At 62.2% G+C, this 15,475-nt stretch carries 13 protein-coding genes and 2 tRNA genes; 7 read left to right on the forward strand and 8 right to left on the reverse strand.

Annotated elements, in window-relative coordinates:
* The first annotated feature begins 76 nt into the window (after positions 1-76).
* Positions 77-589 carry a zinc-ribbon domain-containing protein gene (locus tag WH367_RS12265; RefSeq protein ID WP_148293153.1) on the forward strand — a complete coding sequence of 171 codons (513 nt, stop codon included), beginning with the start codon at positions 77-79 and terminating at the stop codon, positions 587-589.
* Between the two features lie 540 nt (positions 590-1,129).
* On the opposite strand, the gene WH367_RS12270 is transcribed toward WH367_RS12265, so the two are convergent.
* Together WH367_RS12270 and WH367_RS12275 are read right to left on the reverse strand one after the other, a co-directional pair.
* Positions 1,130-1,205 (reverse strand) — tRNA-His (locus tag WH367_RS12270).
* 60 nt (positions 1,206-1,265) lie between these two features.
* Complete coding sequence (locus WH367_RS12275) at positions 1,266-3,179, reverse strand: SurA N-terminal domain-containing protein (protein ID WP_339536312.1); 1,914 nt, start codon at positions 3,177-3,179, stop codon at positions 1,266-1,268.
* A 488-nt stretch (positions 3,180-3,667) separates the two neighbouring features.
* Between WH367_RS12275 and WH367_RS12280 the strand changes: the two genes are divergently transcribed.
* Positions 3,668-3,889 carry a hypothetical protein gene (locus tag WH367_RS12280; protein WP_339536313.1) on the forward strand — a complete coding sequence of 74 codons (222 nt, stop codon included), beginning with the start codon at positions 3,668-3,670 and terminating at the stop codon, positions 3,887-3,889.
* A gap of 119 nt (positions 3,890-4,008) precedes the next feature.
* Here the strand turns inward: WH367_RS12280 and WH367_RS12285 are convergent.
* The 5 genes from WH367_RS12285 to WH367_RS12305 form a co-directional block, all read right to left on the reverse strand.
* Positions 4,009-4,084, reverse strand: a tRNA-Val gene (locus WH367_RS12285).
* A 16-nt stretch (positions 4,085-4,100) separates the two neighbouring features.
* A complete protein-coding gene (locus WH367_RS12290) occupies positions 4,101-4,373 on the reverse strand; it encodes an HU family DNA-binding protein (protein WP_021026954.1) in 273 nt (90 codons plus the stop codon).
* A 306-nt stretch (positions 4,374-4,679) separates the two neighbouring features.
* Positions 4,680-5,246 carry a CDP-diacylglycerol--glycerol-3-phosphate 3-phosphatidyltransferase gene (gene pgsA / locus WH367_RS12295; protein ID WP_021026955.1) on the reverse strand — a complete coding sequence of 189 codons (567 nt, stop codon included), beginning with the start codon at positions 5,244-5,246 and terminating at the stop codon, positions 4,680-4,682.
* A gap of 84 nt (positions 5,247-5,330) precedes the next feature.
* Positions 5,331-7,355: an excinuclease ABC subunit UvrC gene (gene uvrC / locus WH367_RS12300; RefSeq protein WP_339536315.1), complete on the reverse strand. Its 2,025-nt coding sequence runs from the start codon at positions 7,353-7,355 to the stop codon at positions 5,331-5,333.
* 61 nt (positions 7,356-7,416) lie between these two features.
* Complete coding sequence (locus WH367_RS12305) at positions 7,417-8,631, reverse strand: CaiB/BaiF CoA transferase family protein (protein WP_207788099.1); 1,215 nt, start codon at positions 8,629-8,631, stop codon at positions 7,417-7,419.
* 94 nt (positions 8,632-8,725) lie between these two features.
* Between WH367_RS12305 and earP the strand changes: the two genes are divergently transcribed.
* The 5 genes from earP (at position 8,726) to WH367_RS12330 (ending at position 13,820) form a co-directional block, all read left to right on the forward strand.
* Positions 8,726-9,841: an elongation factor P maturation arginine rhamnosyltransferase EarP gene (gene earP, locus WH367_RS12310; protein ID WP_052329972.1), complete on the forward strand. Its 1,116-nt coding sequence runs from the start codon at positions 8,726-8,728 to the stop codon at positions 9,839-9,841.
* Between the two features lie 166 nt (positions 9,842-10,007).
* Positions 10,008-10,562: an elongation factor P gene (gene efp, locus WH367_RS12315; protein WP_021026959.1), complete on the forward strand. Its 555-nt coding sequence runs from the start codon at positions 10,008-10,010 to the stop codon at positions 10,560-10,562.
* A 219-nt stretch (positions 10,563-10,781) separates the two neighbouring features.
* On the forward strand, positions 10,782-11,426 hold the full coding sequence (locus WH367_RS12320; RefSeq protein WP_339536323.1) for a DUF2239 family protein: 645 nt from the start codon (positions 10,782-10,784) through the stop codon (positions 11,424-11,426).
* Positions 11,427-11,471: 45 nt separating this feature from the next.
* Positions 11,472-12,860, forward strand: a complete 1,389-nt coding sequence (locus WH367_RS12325) for an MATE family efflux transporter (protein ID WP_339536325.1) — start codon at positions 11,472-11,474, stop codon at positions 12,858-12,860.
* A 147-nt stretch (positions 12,861-13,007) separates the two neighbouring features.
* On the forward strand, positions 13,008-13,820 hold the full coding sequence (locus WH367_RS12330; protein ID WP_339536327.1) for a PPK2 family polyphosphate kinase: 813 nt from the start codon (positions 13,008-13,010) through the stop codon (positions 13,818-13,820).
* A gap of 84 nt (positions 13,821-13,904) precedes the next feature.
* Here WH367_RS12330 and rimO read toward each other — a convergent pair whose 3' ends face one another.
* Positions 13,905-15,317: a 30S ribosomal protein S12 methylthiotransferase RimO gene (gene rimO / locus WH367_RS12335; protein ID WP_339536329.1), complete on the reverse strand. Its 1,413-nt coding sequence runs from the start codon at positions 15,315-15,317 to the stop codon at positions 13,905-13,907.
* Between the last annotated feature and the right edge of the window lie 158 nt (positions 15,318-15,475).

Genomic DNA, 15,475 nt, shown 5'->3' on the forward strand with positions numbered 1-15,475 from the left:
CACCGTAAAATCTTCAGGTTAAACGCGGCGCATCTCGTGGCGATCACAACCCATTCAAAAAAAGAGGCAGGATGACATGGCATTGATTAACTGTAACGAATGCGGCAAGCAGATTAGCGACCAGGCGTCTAGCTGTCCTCATTGTGGAGCGCCCGTGGCGGGCAATCCAGCAGCGCCATCAGTAGCAGCACCATCAGTAGCGGCCACATCTCTGGCTGCAGAGACGGTCAAAAATCCGTCAACGTTCAAGTACATCCTCTACGGAACATTCGTTGTCGTTGTCGCAATCAGTTGCATGAGCGGGGGCAAAACGAGCAATACCCCGCGTGAGTTCAACGCAAACGAAGCCATATTCTTGTGCCAACACGCGATAAAGCAGGTGTCCAGGGATCCAGAGAAAGCCGAGGTTCCATTGGTGTCCAACGTTGGATCAGGTGATGAATATGTGTTTGTGTGGGGGCCGCAAACAAAGCTCACACGTCTACGCAATGGACTTGGGCTTGAGGTTGGCGTGCCAGCCGTATGCAAGGTCAGCCACACCAAAAAGAATATGACCTCCCTCTCAGTCGATGGCAAAACGATCTTCTGACCTGCAAATCTCCAAGGGAACCGCCTCCGGGCGGTTTTTTGTTGGTCGGAACATCTTTGATCACTACCCGCGCAGTTCAGCTGGCGCTCCATGTCCACCGGTTGAGGTGTTTGTGGCTGGTCGAGAACCCCAGCCCCAGCCCGCATTGGTGCTGCGCATGGCGCCTATCCTGCAGGCCTTTTAGCCCGCGCGCCGCCATAGCAGCAACCAGTCCAAGGGCTGCAGCCCTTGCAGCCTCGCCTAGCCTCTGGCCTTCCAAACCTTCCTGAGCGTCAGGGAAGATCCTTTTGTCCTGAACTACCCCGGCAGAGATACCCTACTGAGCAGCTCGCGGCCGGCATCTGGCCGAACGCGGCAGACAGATGGGGGGCATTCCGTGGAGGTATTTCTATCGTCCTATTCCAAGTGAGCACGGGAGCCTGGAACAGGCCAAACTCGAGCGCTTTATGGCCCAAAACTGCAACTGTCCAGCAGCAGAAGCAAGGCGCGAGCAGAAATTGAAAAACCCTTGCAGGCTATTCACTTGCAAGGGTTTCAATTTGGGGTGGCTGATGGGGCTCGAACCCACGACAACAGGAATCACAATCCTGGACTCTACCAACTGAGCTACAGCCACCGTGTTGGGGAAGACATGATTATAGCCAGAAATTTGGCCCCTCTCATGAAATCTCCGTTTTTATGAAATTTTTGTTTCCGCGGGGCGTGGCACCTTGATCTGTACCTTGAAACGCTCCTTGAGCATTTCGTAGTAAGCCAGGGTCTCGGCATTGGCCTGGTAACGCTCGAACTCCTGCTTTTGGCGCAGACGCAGCTCGGCAGAGTCTTCGCCACGCGGCACCACCTTGTTCACGCGCACAACGGTGTAGCCATCGTTGCCCAGGTCCACACCGACCCAGGATGCGGCATCGCCGATCTTGGCATGCATGGCGGCATTGAGGACGGCAGGCACCTGACCCTTGGCATCCTGGCGCGACACGACGATGGGGGCTGCCAGCTTGGCGCCCGCAGCGTCGGCCTTCCAGGCTTCGAGCTTGGCTTGGGCATCCTGGCGCGCGAGCTCGGCAGACTTCTGGGCCACAAAGAGGTCATGGGCCTTGGCCTTGACTTCTTCAAACGGCAGGATGCGCGCGTCGAAGTGCTCCACCACACGGCCGGAGGCCAGGGTGCTGGGCGCCACTTCAATGGCTTCGGTGTTGCGCTTGTTCTGCAGTGCATCGCTGGAGAACAGTGCTTCCAGGAAGGTCGGGTTGGCCAGGGCACCGGTGGCGCCAGGCGCAGCCGTGCGGGTGACATGCTCAGCCTTCTGGATCTTCAGGCCCAGCTTTTCAGCCACGGGCTGCAGGCTGTCGGACTGCTCGAACACCATGTTGGAGAAGGTCTCGGCCACTTCGGCGTACTTGCGCTGCACCTGCTGGGCCAACACTTCGGTCTCGATCTTGGCGCGCAGCTCTTCAAAGCTTGGCGTGCGGGGCGTCTTCACCTCGCCCATCTTGATGATGTGGAAGCCATACTCGGTGCTCACCAGATCGCTGATATCGCCAGACTTCATCGCAAAGGCGGCATCTTCAAACGGCTTGACCATATCGCCAGGCTTGACCCAGCCCAGATCGCCGCCGCTGTCACGCGAGCCGGTGTCCTGCGAGTTCTTCTTGGCCAGGTCGGCAAACTGCGCGGGGTTGGCCTTGGCCTGGGCCAGCAGCTCCTCGGCGCGCTGCTTGGCCTTGTCACGGTCTGCGGCCGACATCGAGGCAGGCGCATCAACCAGGATGTGGCTGATGCGGCGCTGCTCCTTGTCCATGAAGCGGCTCAGATTTTCCTTGTAGTAGGTACGCAGGTCGTCTTCGCTGGGCTTGATCATGCCCTTGACGGCTTCGGCGTTCAGCACCACGTACTCGATCGTGGACTGCTCCTTCTGGCGGAACAGCTCCTGGTTGCTCTTGTAGAAAGCTTCCACATCGGCATCGGTGGTCTTGACCTGGGACGCATAGTCCTTGGCAGCAAACTGGGCCAGCTGGATCTCACGCTGCTGGTAGAGTGCATCAACCGCCAGCTTGGTCTGCTCGTCGGTCGCAAAGGCCGTGTTGGACACACCGCCCAGCACCTGGCGTGCAGCGATATCGCGGCGCATGCCCGCCTCAAAGCCTTCGGGCGTCATGCCCTGTGCACCCACCAGCGCGCGGTAGGCATCCACATCGAGCGAACCATCGGGCTTTTTCAGCGCGGCGATCTGCGGGATCTCCTGCAGCGCACGGACCAGCGACGCATTGTCCACCGTCAGATGCATTTTTTGCACGGCGGCATCGATCACCTGGTCACGCACCATGCGCTCCAAGGTCAGATAGCGGGCCTCGGGGCCATCCATCCACTTGGCGTCCATGTTGGGGTCTTGCTGGCGCATGCGGTCCGAGGCAACGCGGTGCGCATTGTCCCAGTCCATCTGCGTAATGTCTTTGCCATTGACTTTGGCGACCACCGGGCTCTTTTCGGTGAAGTAGTTCTGGTTCACTCCCACCAAAACAAAAGACAGAATGATCAGCAAGAACAGCGGATACATCAGCACCTTGGAGTACTTGCGGATGGTTTCAAACATCGTCTAACTTTCCTGAGGACAAAAAAAAAGGCGAACCCTCATTCGCCTTTATTCGGTTTTCACTAGGTGGCGCGGGCTTGCTGCCAGGTCCGAAGCGCCTACCCATGGCTTGCAATAAATGATTTCTCATTGCAAATCAATCAGATACAGCCCCAACCAACGGAGACAACCCACCCCCTGTCAAATAGGGCGTGCAACATGCGTCTTGGCAACGCACGAACGTCGAAACAGCAAGTGTACAGCGAAAGAGTTTTTGATCCCTATGAGGGCCAGGGGCGCGTTAGGGAATACGGGATTTTTGACGCTTCAGAGGGCCCAAATGCGGCACCGATGCGGCCGCCCCCCACCCACTGCCCGTTGCCACCCAACCGCCTGGCGCTGGACGGCCAACCCACCTCTCTACCGAAAAGCGAAGCTACGCAACGCTGGAAGTGGGGTGGCAACACCGGCAGCGCACACGAGCCGTATGGCTGGACTTGTTCTCCATCATGAACTCCAAAACCTGCAAACTTTCGCGCGGTTCTGGGAAATCTGGAGAGATGGCGCCACTGCACCCGCTTTGGTCGAATGATGCCAGCGGCATTATCGCCAGCAAGGCAACCATTCCCTGGTGGACATGGGCAGGCTTATTCCATCGCCACTTTAACGCAAGCCTTGCCAAGCCTTATCAGAGCCATGCATGCGGACCTGTGCCGCTTCAAGGAAACTAACAGGTGGCAAATGGCGTTTCTGGGTGGCCAGAGGCGCCCATTGCGTCCATTTCAATGGACAAATGGGCAAAGAAAAAACCCCTTAGATCACTCTAAGGGGTTTATTTTCTTGGTTAATGTGGTGGGTGCTGACGGGGTCGAACCGCCGACCTACGCCTTGTAAGGGCGCCGCTCTACCAACTGAGCTAAGCACCCCACCTGATAACCGAAATTAGTTCAGCGCATCTTTCAATGCCTTGCCTGGACGGAACTTAGGCACCTTGGCTGCCTTGATCTTGATCGCAGCGCCGGTACGTGGGTTACGGCCGGTACGAGCAGCGCGCTTACCAACGGCAAAGGTACCAAAACCTACCAGAGAGACTGTACCACCTTTTTTCAAGGTCTTCTTCACTGCATCAATGGTGGACTCCAGCGCACGTGCGGCAGCAGCCTTGGAGATATCAGCATTGTTAGCAATGTGCTCAATGAGTTCAGTTTTATTCACAAGCAGCCTCTATTAATCAAGAGAGTTAAGGAAGTGTATGTTTCGTCCCATTATGAGCAGTTTGTACACCGTACAACTGTCACAGATTCAAAAACAACACCACTGGCACGAAATTTTCACCTCGACCCCAGTGCCTCTGGAATGAGATGAATTCTAGACGGAATTTCTGGGTGCGCAGGCAAAAAATCACTTTTTTTCGCTGACCAGCAACCAGTTTGCCTTGCAAAAGCCAGGCATCGCGGGCGCTGTAGCCTGAATTCCTTGTACAGGCGAGATGCAGTCTACGCCCAAACCTGCGGCGCTTGACTAAGAATCAACCCTAGCCCGGATCTCGGGCAAGGCCTTTTGCAGGTAATACACCATGGACCAGACCGTGAGCACGGCCGCACCCCAGATCAGCCAGGTGCCCCAGACGCCGGTGTCGATCCCGGCCACCTTGCCGTCGTAGAGCAAAAAGGGAATGGCCACCATCTGCACGGTGGTCTTGAGCTTGCCGACCATGTGCACAGCCACGCTCTTGCTCGCGCCAATGCGGGCCATCCATTCGCGCAGCGCCGAGATGGCGATCTCGCGGCCGATGATGATCAGCGCGACAAAGACATCGGCGCGCTGCAGGTAGACCAGGATCAGCAGCGAGGCGCAGACCAGGAACTTGTCGGCGACCGGATCCAGGAAGGCGCCGAAGGAGGAGGTCTGGTTGAGCTTGCGCGCCAGAAAGCCATCGAGCCAATCGGTGAAGGCGAACACCACGAACATGACGGTGGCCCACAGGTTTTTGGTGGCCATATCAAGAGGCGAGTAGTACACGCCGATGATGAGCGGGATCGCGACGATGCGCGTCCAGGTCATGATGGTGGGGATCGTAAAGAACATGCGGCTATTGTGGCACGCAACGGTGCAAATTCAGTGAACCGCAGTATTGCCTGCGCGACCGTTGCTGCGCGGCCCGCGCCCCCCTCAATGCAAGGCCTTGTAGATGTCCTCTGCCAAGGCCGCAGAGATGCCATCGACCGTCATCAGGTCATCGACCCCCGCCTCCTCCACCCCGCGCACCCCGCCAAAGCGCTGCAGCAGGCGCGCCCGCTTCTTGGGGCCCACACCAGGGATGTCTTCGAGCCGGCTGCCGCCCACCCGCACCTTGGCGCGCGCGGCGCGCATGCCGGTGATGGCAAAGCGGTGCGCCTCGTCGCGGATCTGCGCCACCAGCATCAGCGCAGCCGAGTCACGGCCCAGGTAGACCTTGTCGCGCCCGTCGCAGAACACCAGCTCTTCCAGCCCGACCTTGCGGCCCTCGCCTTTTTCGACACCGACGATGCGCGACAGGTCCAGCCCCAGCTCGGTGAAGACCTCGCGTGCCACACCGACCTGGCCCTTGCCGCCATCGATCAGCACGATGTCGGGCAAACGGGCAGCGCCCTTGCCCAGCTCAGCGCCACCGGCATCGCGCTGGGCCTCGGCCACCTTGCTGTAGCGGCGCGTCAGCACCTGGCGCATGGCGGCATAGTCGTCGCCGCCGGTGATGCCCTCGATTTTGTAGCGCCGGTATTCGCTGCTTTGCATCTTGTGGTGGTGGAACACCACGCAAGAGGCCTGGGTGTTCTCGCCCGAGGTGTGCGAGATGTCAAAACACTCGATGGTCAGCTGGTCGATATCGTCCTGGGGCAAATCCAGCGCTTCGACCAGGGCGCGTGTACGCGCCTGCTGCGATCCCTCTTCGGCCAGCAGCCGGGCTAGCTGCAGCTGGGCATTCTTTTGCGCCATCTCCAGCCAGACGCGGCGCTCCTCACGCGGCTGCGACACTGCGGCAATGCGCGTGCCGGTCTGCTGCGACAAGGCCTCCAGCAGCGCGGGCTCCAGCGCTACGCTGACCACCAGCACCGGGGGCGGTGCCACCTGCAGATAGTGCTGGGCCACAAAGGCCTCCAGCACGCGCTGCTCCACCGTTTTGGCGGGCCGCACGATGCCGGGCTGGGCCCCGCCAGGCTGGGCCTCATCAGGCTGGCCGCCCGCCTGGTCTGCAGCCTCTTCGGCTTCTTCCGCCTCTTCCATGCTGGCGATGGCGGCGCTGTCTTCCACATGCACCGGAAAATACGCGCGGTCGCCCAGATGCCGGCCACCGCGCACCATCGCCAGGTTGACGCAGGCCTTGCCGCCCTGCACCTGCACGGCGAGCATGTCCACATCGCGGTCGTCGATGGTCTCGATGCTCTGCTGGTGCAGCATGCTGGCCAGCGCCTTGATCTGGTTGCGGATATCGGCCGCCTGCTCAAACTCCAGCTTGTCCGAGTGCGCCATCATGCGCGCCTCCAGCGTCTTGAGCAGGGTGTCGGTCTCGCCGCGCAGCATGGCCTCGGCATGGGCCACATCGGCGGCGTAGTCCTCGGGGCTGATGTGGTCCACGCAGGGGGCGCTGCAGCGCTTGATCTGGTAGAGCAGGCAAGGCCGGGTGCGGTTGCTGAAGATGCTGTCCTCGCAGGTGCGCAGCCGGAACACCTTTTGCAGCAGCAAGATGGTTTCCTTGACCGCCCAGGCATTGGGGTAAGGGCCGAAATAGCGCTGGCGCTTGTCGGTCGCGCCCCGGTAATAGGCCACGCGCGGGTAGCACTGGCTGGGGGGCGTGCGCATATCGCCATCGTGGATGGCCATGCCGGTGATCTTCAGGTACGGATAGCTCTTGTCATCCCGAAAAAGAATGTTGTATTTCGGGTGCTGGGTCTTGATGAGGTTGTTTTCCAGCAGCAGCGCCTCGGCTTCGGAGCGCACCACCGTGGTCTCCATGCGCACGATCTTGCCCACCATGTGGCCGATGCGCGTGCCGCCATGGTCCTTCTGGAAATAGCTCGAGACCCGGCGCTTGAGGTTGATGGCCTTGCCCACATACAGCAGCGCATCGCTGGCGTCGAAATAGCGGTAGACGCCAGGCATGGCTGGCAAACCAGCGACCTGGGCAAGAAGTTCGGGAGAGTGCACGTGGGTGGGCATGGCGCTATTGTCTTATGCGTTCGCCCCGCCCGCAGCGAAGCGGCCCATCACCCGTGCGCGCTCACTGCACAATGCCGCGCTCACGCAGCGCCGCAATCTGCGCGCCGCTCAGGCCCAGGCCCTGCAGCACCGCATCGGTGTCATCACCCAGATGGGGCGCGCTGCTGCGGATCGTGCCCGGTGTGGCGGACAGCTTGGGCACGATGCCCGGCACCTCCAGCGTATGGCCATCGCGCGTGGTTTGCGGCAGGATCATCTGGCGCGCGCGGTAGTGCGGGTCTTCGCTGATGTCCTTGGCGGTATAGACCTTGCCGGCCGGCACCCGTGCAGCGGCCAAGGCATCCATCACCTGCGCGATGGCGCGCGGCTGTGTCCAGGCGCTAATGGCGGCATCAATCTCTTCAATACGTGCCACGCGGCCCGCATTGCTGGCCAGGTCCGGCGCCTGGCCCAGGTCCGGCCGGCCAATGGTGTCCATCAGCCGCTTGAAGATGCTGTCCCCATTGCCGGCCACCAGCACCCAGCCATCCTGGCAGGCATAGGCGTTCGACGGCGCAATGCCGGGCAAGGCGCTGCCCGCCGCCTCGCGCACCGTGCCAAAGGCGCTGTACTCGGGGATCAGGCTTTCCATCACGTTGAAGACCGCCTCATGCAAGGCCACATCGATCACCTGGCCGCTGCCGCCATTCACCTTGCGGTGGTAAAGCGCCATCATCACGCCGATCACGCCATGCAGCGCCGCCAAGGTGTCGCCGATCGACACCCCCACGCGCACCGGCACCCGCCCGGGCTCGGCCGTCAGATGGCGCAGGCCGCCCATGGCCTCGCCAATCACACCAAAGCCCGGCAGATCGCGGTAGGGGCCGGTCTGCCCGTAGCCGGAGATGCGCAGCATCACCAGGCCCGGGTTGATCGCATGCAGCTCCTCGGGTGACATGCCCCAGCCCTCCAGCGTGCCGGGGCGAAAGTTCTCCACCAGCACATCGGCCTCGGCAATCAGCTGGCGCGCAATATCCTGCGCCTCCTTCTGGCGCAAATCCAAAGCCAGCGACTGCTTGTTGCGCGACTGCACCTGCCACCAGACCGACGTGCCATCCTGCAGCAGGCGCCAGTTGCGCAGCGGGTCACCCGCACCGGTGGCCTCGATCTTCACCACCTCGGCGCCAAACTCACCCAAGGTCTTGCCGCAGAACGGCCCGGCAATCAGCTGGCCCATCTCGACCACCTTGACGCCTTGCAAAGCCATCGGCCCGGGGGTTGCAGTGTGTGGGTTCATGTCTGTCTCCATGCTTGATCAACTGAAGGCTATTGTGGCCCAGGAGGCCATGCCAGTCAGTGACGCCCGGGACTGCACTATCATCGCGCGGGTGATGACTCCCTTCCCCGCTTCCACCACATCCCTCGCCGCAACCCAGGCCGCCACGCCGCTGTGGGATATCTTTTGCCAGGTAATCGACAACTTTGGCGATATCGGCGTGTGCTGGCGCCTGGCTGCCGACCTGGCCCAGCGCGGCTGCCAGGTGCGCCTGTGGGTGGACGATGGCAGCGCCCTGGCCTGGATGGCGCCGCAGGGCGCGCCTGGCGTGACGGTGCAGCCCTGGCCCGATGCGGTTCCGACCAGTGGCGTCGGCGATGTGGTGGTCGAGGCCTTTGGCTGCGAGATTCCGGCCGCCTTTCAGCGGGCACTGGCCGCGCGTGCGCAGTCCCCAACGCAGAAAGCCAGCGTCTGGATCAACCTGGAATACCTGTCTGCCGAAGACTATGTCGAGCGCTGCCACCGCCTGCCCTCACGGCTGATGAGCGGCCCCGCCGCAGGCCTTACGCGCTGGTTCTTCTACCCCGGCTTCAGCACCGGCACCGGTGGCCTGCTGCGCGAGGCCGATCTGCCGCAGCGCCAGGCAGATTTTGACCGCAGCGCCTGGCGCGCCCGGCATGGCCTGCAAGATGGCGACCCGGTGTTTTCGCTGTTCTGCTACGAGCCCCCGGCTTTTTTGCAGGCTTTTGCCAGCGCTGGCACGGCCACGCAATGGCTGGTCACCCCGGGCCGCGCGGCGGCGCTGGTGCAGCAACTCTTGCCCCAGCCTCTGCCGGGCCAGGTGCGGCTGCTGCCGCCCTGCAGCCAGCCGGAATTTGACGAAATGCTCTGGTCCTGCGACCTGAACTTTGTGCGTGGCGAAGACTCGCTGGTACGGGCGCTGTGGGCCGGCCTGCCCTTTGTCTGGCAGATCTACCCGCAGGATGACCATGCCCACCATGCCAAGCTGGAGGCTTTTCTGGACTGGCTGGACGCGCCGGACAGCCTGCGCCAAGCCCATGCGGCCTGGAATGGCATCCCAGACGCCAATGGCAGCGCGCCAGCATGGCCCACCATCACGCCCGCGCTGCTGGCGCAATGGGCGCAGTGCGTGCAGGCCGCGCGCAACACTCTGCAGAGCCAGCCCAGCCTTGCCGAGCAGCTGATGGCATTTGCGGGCGAAAAATGTTAGAATTGCAGTCTTTGCGCTTATCCGCGCACCCAGCGCCTGCAGGCGGCCGGGTTTGATGGATGCGCACAACGCCGCGGAACATGCTACGGCGCAGCACAGCCCGTCCAACGACACTTGCGCGCCGCCCGTAGTAGTTTGAGCGGCCCCAACACAGGCACCTATTGCTATGAAAATCGCTCAAGAAATCCGCGCTGGTAACGTGATCATGTTCGGTAAGGACCCGATGATCGTTCTGAAGACCGAATACGCACGTGGCGGCCGTGGCGCTGCAACCGTGCGCATGAAGCTCAAGAGCCTGATCGGCAACTTCGGCACGGAAAACGTGTTCAAGGCCGACGACAAGATCGACAACGTGATCCTGGAAAAGAAGGACTGCACGTACTCCTACTTCGCCGACCCCATGTACGTCTGGATGGACCCTGAGTTCAACCAGTACGAAGTGGAAGCCGAAAACATGGCTGACGCGCTGAACTACCTGGAAGACGGCATGACCGCTGAAGTGGTGTTCTATGACGGCAAGGCCATCTCGGTCGAGCTGCCCACCACCATCGTGCGCGAAATCACCTGGACCGAGCCTGCTGTCAAGGGCGACACCTCCGGCAAGGTGCTCAAGCCCGCCAAGATCGCTACCGGTTTCGAAATCGCTGTGCCGCTGTTCGTGAGCCAGGAAGACAAGATCGAAATCGACACCCGCACTGCTGAATACCGCAAGCGCGTGTAATGCCTGGGCCACAAGGTCCCCAGCCAGAACAACCTCCATGCCCCGCGCTGGAGGTTTTTTTTGTCCTCAGCACTGCCACCCCTCCAGCCCGGTAGCACCTGCCAACGGCCATCTGACCCTCTGCGCAACCAGATACATATTTTTACCCATTAAAAATAGCCAAATATTTTTGCCCCGGTAAAATGAGCCGCTTATTGAGAAAACAACGAACAAGTGGCCATGACTACCGAGACATTGACCAGCCGGCTGACCATCTTCCAGGGTCACCAGCGCCTGCTGCAAGCCGACCGCCTCACCGTGTTGCGCTATCTGCAAAACCATGACGAACTCCATCCCGGCGGCAGCCTCACCCCCTTGTGGGTGTTTGATGACCTCTCCGGCCTGCGCCTGGATTTGAACTGGCGCTCGGAGCTGGCACCAGCCGCGCAGCCCCCTGCCCTGCTGGACGACGACGCAGCCCCAGCACCCACTGCCGCCGCGGCAGCACCTGTGGAGGCAGCAGCCCACAGCCGCACGGCACGCGCCGTTGGCCGCCCCAAGCTGGGCGTGGTCTCGCGCGAGGTGACCTTGCTGCCCCGCCATTGGGACTGGCTCAACCGCCAGCCCGGCGGCGCCTCAGCGGCCTTGCGCCGTCTCATCGACGACGCCCGCAATGCCCATGCGCAACAGGATTCGCAGCGCGCAGCGACCGAGGCCACCTACCAGTTCATGCAGGCCATGGCCGGCGACCTGCCCGGCTTTGACGAAGCCTGCCGCGCACTGTTTGCCCACAAGCAATCGGCATTCTTGCTGCAGACCCAGGCCTGGCCCGATGATGTGCAAGCCTATCTGCACCAGCTCAGCCGCCCCATCTGGCCGGTCTAAGCCCCAACACGCATGCCATCCGCAGCACCCCCCTCCCCACCGCCCATGTCCACATCCATCTCCGCACCGCAGGCTGCGCCGCCCGCCCCGCCTGTTCGCCCCCTGTGGCAAGTTTTCATGGTGTTTCTGGGCCCCATGCTGCTGTCCAACATCCTGCAGTCCCTCTCGGGCACGCTCAACAGCATGTTCCTGGGCCAGATGATGGGGGTCAAGGCCCTCGCGGCCGTCGCGGCATTCTTTCCGGTGATGTTTGTCTTTATCGCCTTTGTCATTGGCCTGGGGGCTGGCGCCTCGGTGCTGATCGGCCAGGCCTGGGGCGCGGGCCAACCCGACAAGGTGCGCGCCATTGCCGGCACCACCTTGCTGACCGGTCTGGCCATGGGCGCGGCCGTAGCACTGTTTGGCGGCCTGTTTACCCAGCCCATCATGCGCATGCTGGGCACGCCGGCCGATATTCTGGAGCAGGCCACCATCTACTCGCGCATCGTGCTGCTGGGCATGCCCGGGCTGTTCATCTTTTTGCTGTTCACCTCGCTGCTGCGCGGCGTGGGCGACACGCTCACACCGATGTGGTCGCTGATCGTGTCCACCGGCATCGGCCTGGTCAGCACGCCGGCGCTGATTGCCGGCTGGGGCGGCCTGCCACGCCTGGGCGTAGCCAGTGCCGGGGTGTCGATGATCCTGGGCTTCAGCATCGCTCTGGTCTGGCTGACGGTGCAGCTGCGCCGCAAGCGCAGCGTGCTGGCACCCAATAGGGCCCTGTTGCGCGCCATGCGCCCGGATTGGGGCTTGCTGCGCGGCGTACTGCGCGTGGGTATCCCCACCGGCGTGCTGATGATCGCCACCTCGCTGGCCGGCCTCGTCGTGCTGTCGCTGATCAACGGTTTTGGCTCCAACGCCACCGCTGCCTACGGCGCCGTCAACCAGATCAATGCCTTTGCCCAGTTTCCGCTGATCTCGGTCGCCATCACCGCCTCCATCCTGGCGGCCCAATCGATTGGCGCGGGCCGCAGCGAGCGCCTGCCCGCCATTGCCCGCACCGCCATGCAGATCAACATGGCCATCGGTGGCGCCACGGCCTTGCTGGGCAGCATTTTTGCGCGGCCCTTGCTGTCCATCTTCATCACCGATCAAGAGGTGCTGCATGTGGCCGTGGAGCTGCTGCGCATTGTGCTGTGGAGTGGCCTGCTGTTTGGCGCCTTCGCCTCGCTGGCCGCGCTGATGCGTGCCAGCGGCGATGTGCTGATCCCCACTGTCATCACCATTGGCGTGATCGCCACCCTGGAGCTGCCGCTGGCCTGGCTGTTCAGCCGCCACTTTGGCCTCGTGGGCATCTGGATGGCCTTCCCCGTCTCCTACGGCATCACCTTGGCGCTGCAGACCTGGTACTACCAGGCGATCTGGAAAAAGCGCCCCATCCGCAAGATGGTCTGAGCACCTGTGCCACGCCTGGCGGGCAAGACCGCTGGGCCATGAATACCCTTGCTGGCGGGGCGCCCCAGGTGACAAGCCCGCCAAAAGCTGAAATCATGGCCTGTTGCAGCCCGTTTGCCGGTTTGCCCGTTCACCTTTTAGCCTGATATGCCCAATCCGCAGAACTACCGCGTGCCCGTCAAGGGCGCTGTCCATCTGGCCGACTACGACCCGGCCGCCACACCGTTTGCACACGGCACGGTCAAGGCCCAGGAAAAGGACCTCAAGATGCTCAACAAGCAGCTGGCCCAGTTGATGCGGCCGCTGCAGGGCGAGAACAAGCGCTCGGTGCTGCTGGTGCTGCAGGGCATGGACACCAGCGGCAAGGATGGCACCGTGCGCGGCGTCTTCAAGACCACGGGGCCGCAGGGCCTGCGCATGGCCACCTTCAAAAGCCCGAGCAAGGAAGAGCTCTCGCACGACTACCTCTGGCGCTGCCATGCCGTGGCCCCGGCCAAAGGCGAGGTCGGCATCTGGAACCGCAGCCACTACGAAGATGTGCTGGTGCCGCTGGTCAACGGCTGGATCACGCGCCAGGTCGCCAAGCAGCGCTATGCGCAGATCAACGACTTCGAGCGCCTGCTGGCCGAGAACGGCACCACCGTCCTCAAGTGCATGCTGCACATCAGCAAGGACGAGCAGCGCACGCGGCTGCAAGAGCGCATCGATGTGCCGGAAAAGCGCTGGAAGTTCAGCCTCGATGACCTGACCGTGCGCAAGCAGTGGGACGCCTACCAGCAAGCCTATGAGGACCTGCTGGAAGCCACCTCCACCGTCCATGCGCCCTGGTATGTGGTGCCAGCCGACAACAAGCTGCACCGCAACCTGATGGTCAACACCTTGCTCAACCACTGCCTGCTCGACATGCAGCCACAGTACCCGGTCGATTTCCCCGAGCTGGTCGGCCTGCAGGTCGAATAAGCGCGTACCGCAAAAGCGCACCGTCCACAGAAAAGGGGCCTGCTGATCCAGCAAGGCCCCTTTGTTTTGGATAAGGTTGAGCGCTTAAACCGGCACGCCCACCAGGTCATGGCCCTGGCTGCGCACAATGCGCACCTTGATCAGCTCGCCGACCTTGTAGGTCTTGCTGAGCTTCTCGGGCGGCAGCAGGTGCACGACACCGTCGATCTCGGGCGCATCGGCATAGGTGCGGGCAATGCCGCCTTTCTTGCCCAGGCCGATGGCCTTGTCCACCAGCACCTGCATGGTCTGGCCCACACGGCGCTCCAGGCGCTTGGCGGAGACCTCTTCGGCCACTTCCATGAAGCGGGCGCGGCGCGCCTCGCGCACCTCAGCGGGCAGCATGCCGGGCAGCTCGTTGGCAGTTGCGCCCTCCACCGGGCTATAGGCAAAGCAACCGGCGCGGTCAATCTCGGCCTCGCGGATAAAGTCCAGCAGGTGCTCGAACTCTTCTTCGGTCTCGCCAGGGAAGCCGGCAATAAAGGTCGAGCGGATCACCAGCTCAGGGCAGATCGCGCGCCACTCACGGATGCGCTCGAGATTGCGCTCACCGCTGGCCGGGCGCTTCATGCGCTTGAGCACATCGGGGTGGCTGTGCTGCAGCGGTACATCCAGGTATGGCAGCACCAGGCCTTGGGCCATCAGCGGCAAAATCGCGTCCACCGTCGGGTAGGGGTACACATAGTGCAGGCGCACCCAGGCGCCGTGCGGCTTGGCCAGCTCGCCCAGTGCTTCGACCAGCTCCAGCATGCGGGTCTTCACCGGCTTGCCATCCCAGAAACCGGTGCGGTATTTCACATCCACGCCATAGGCGGAGGTGTCCTGGCTGATCACCAGCAGCTCCTTGACGCCACCGGCAAACAGCGCCTTGGCTTCCTTGAGCACATCGCCAATCGGGCGGCTGACCAGGTCACCGCGCATCGAGGGGATGATGCAGAAGGTGCAGCGGTGGTTGCAGCCTTCGGAGATCTTCAGGTAGGCATAGTGCTTGGGCGTGAGCTTGATACCCGCCTCGCCAAAGCTGCCGGGCACCAGGTCGATGAAGGGGTCATGAGGCTTGGGCAGGTTGGTATGCACCGCGTCCATCACCTCTTGCGTGGCGTGGGGCCCCGTCACCGCCAGCACGCTGGGGTGCATCTGCTTGACCATATTGCCGCCGTCGGCACCCGTCTTGGCACCCAGGCAACCGGTCACGATCACCTTGCCGTTTTCGGCCAAGGCCTCGCCAATCGTGTCCAGGCTTTCGCGCACGGCATCGTCAATAAAGCCGCAGGTGTTGACGATCACCAGATCGGCACCTTCAAAAGTCTTGGAGGTCTGGTACCCCTCGGCGCTCAACTGCGTCAGGATCAACTCGCTGTCGGTGAGGGCTTTGGGGCAGCCCAAACTGACGAACCCCACCTTGGGGGTTCGGTTGGCGTCGAGCGTCGCAGTGGCAGCGTGGGTATCGGTATTCATTTTTCTTGCAGGGGAACCTGGCAACTAATCTGGGCGGTATTTTAAAGCAGGCGCCCTGACAGGCTCCGCCCCTGGGGTATAGACCCGCAGGCGGGAGCCTGGAGGACCTGCATTCAGGTGGGAGATAGGCGGACAAGCGTGGGGAAGGCTGCAGCGCC

The sequence above is a fragment of the Comamonas sp. MYb21 genome (genome assembly GCF_037479395.1).
GTDB lineage: Bacteria > Pseudomonadota > Gammaproteobacteria > Burkholderiales > Burkholderiaceae_C > Comamonas.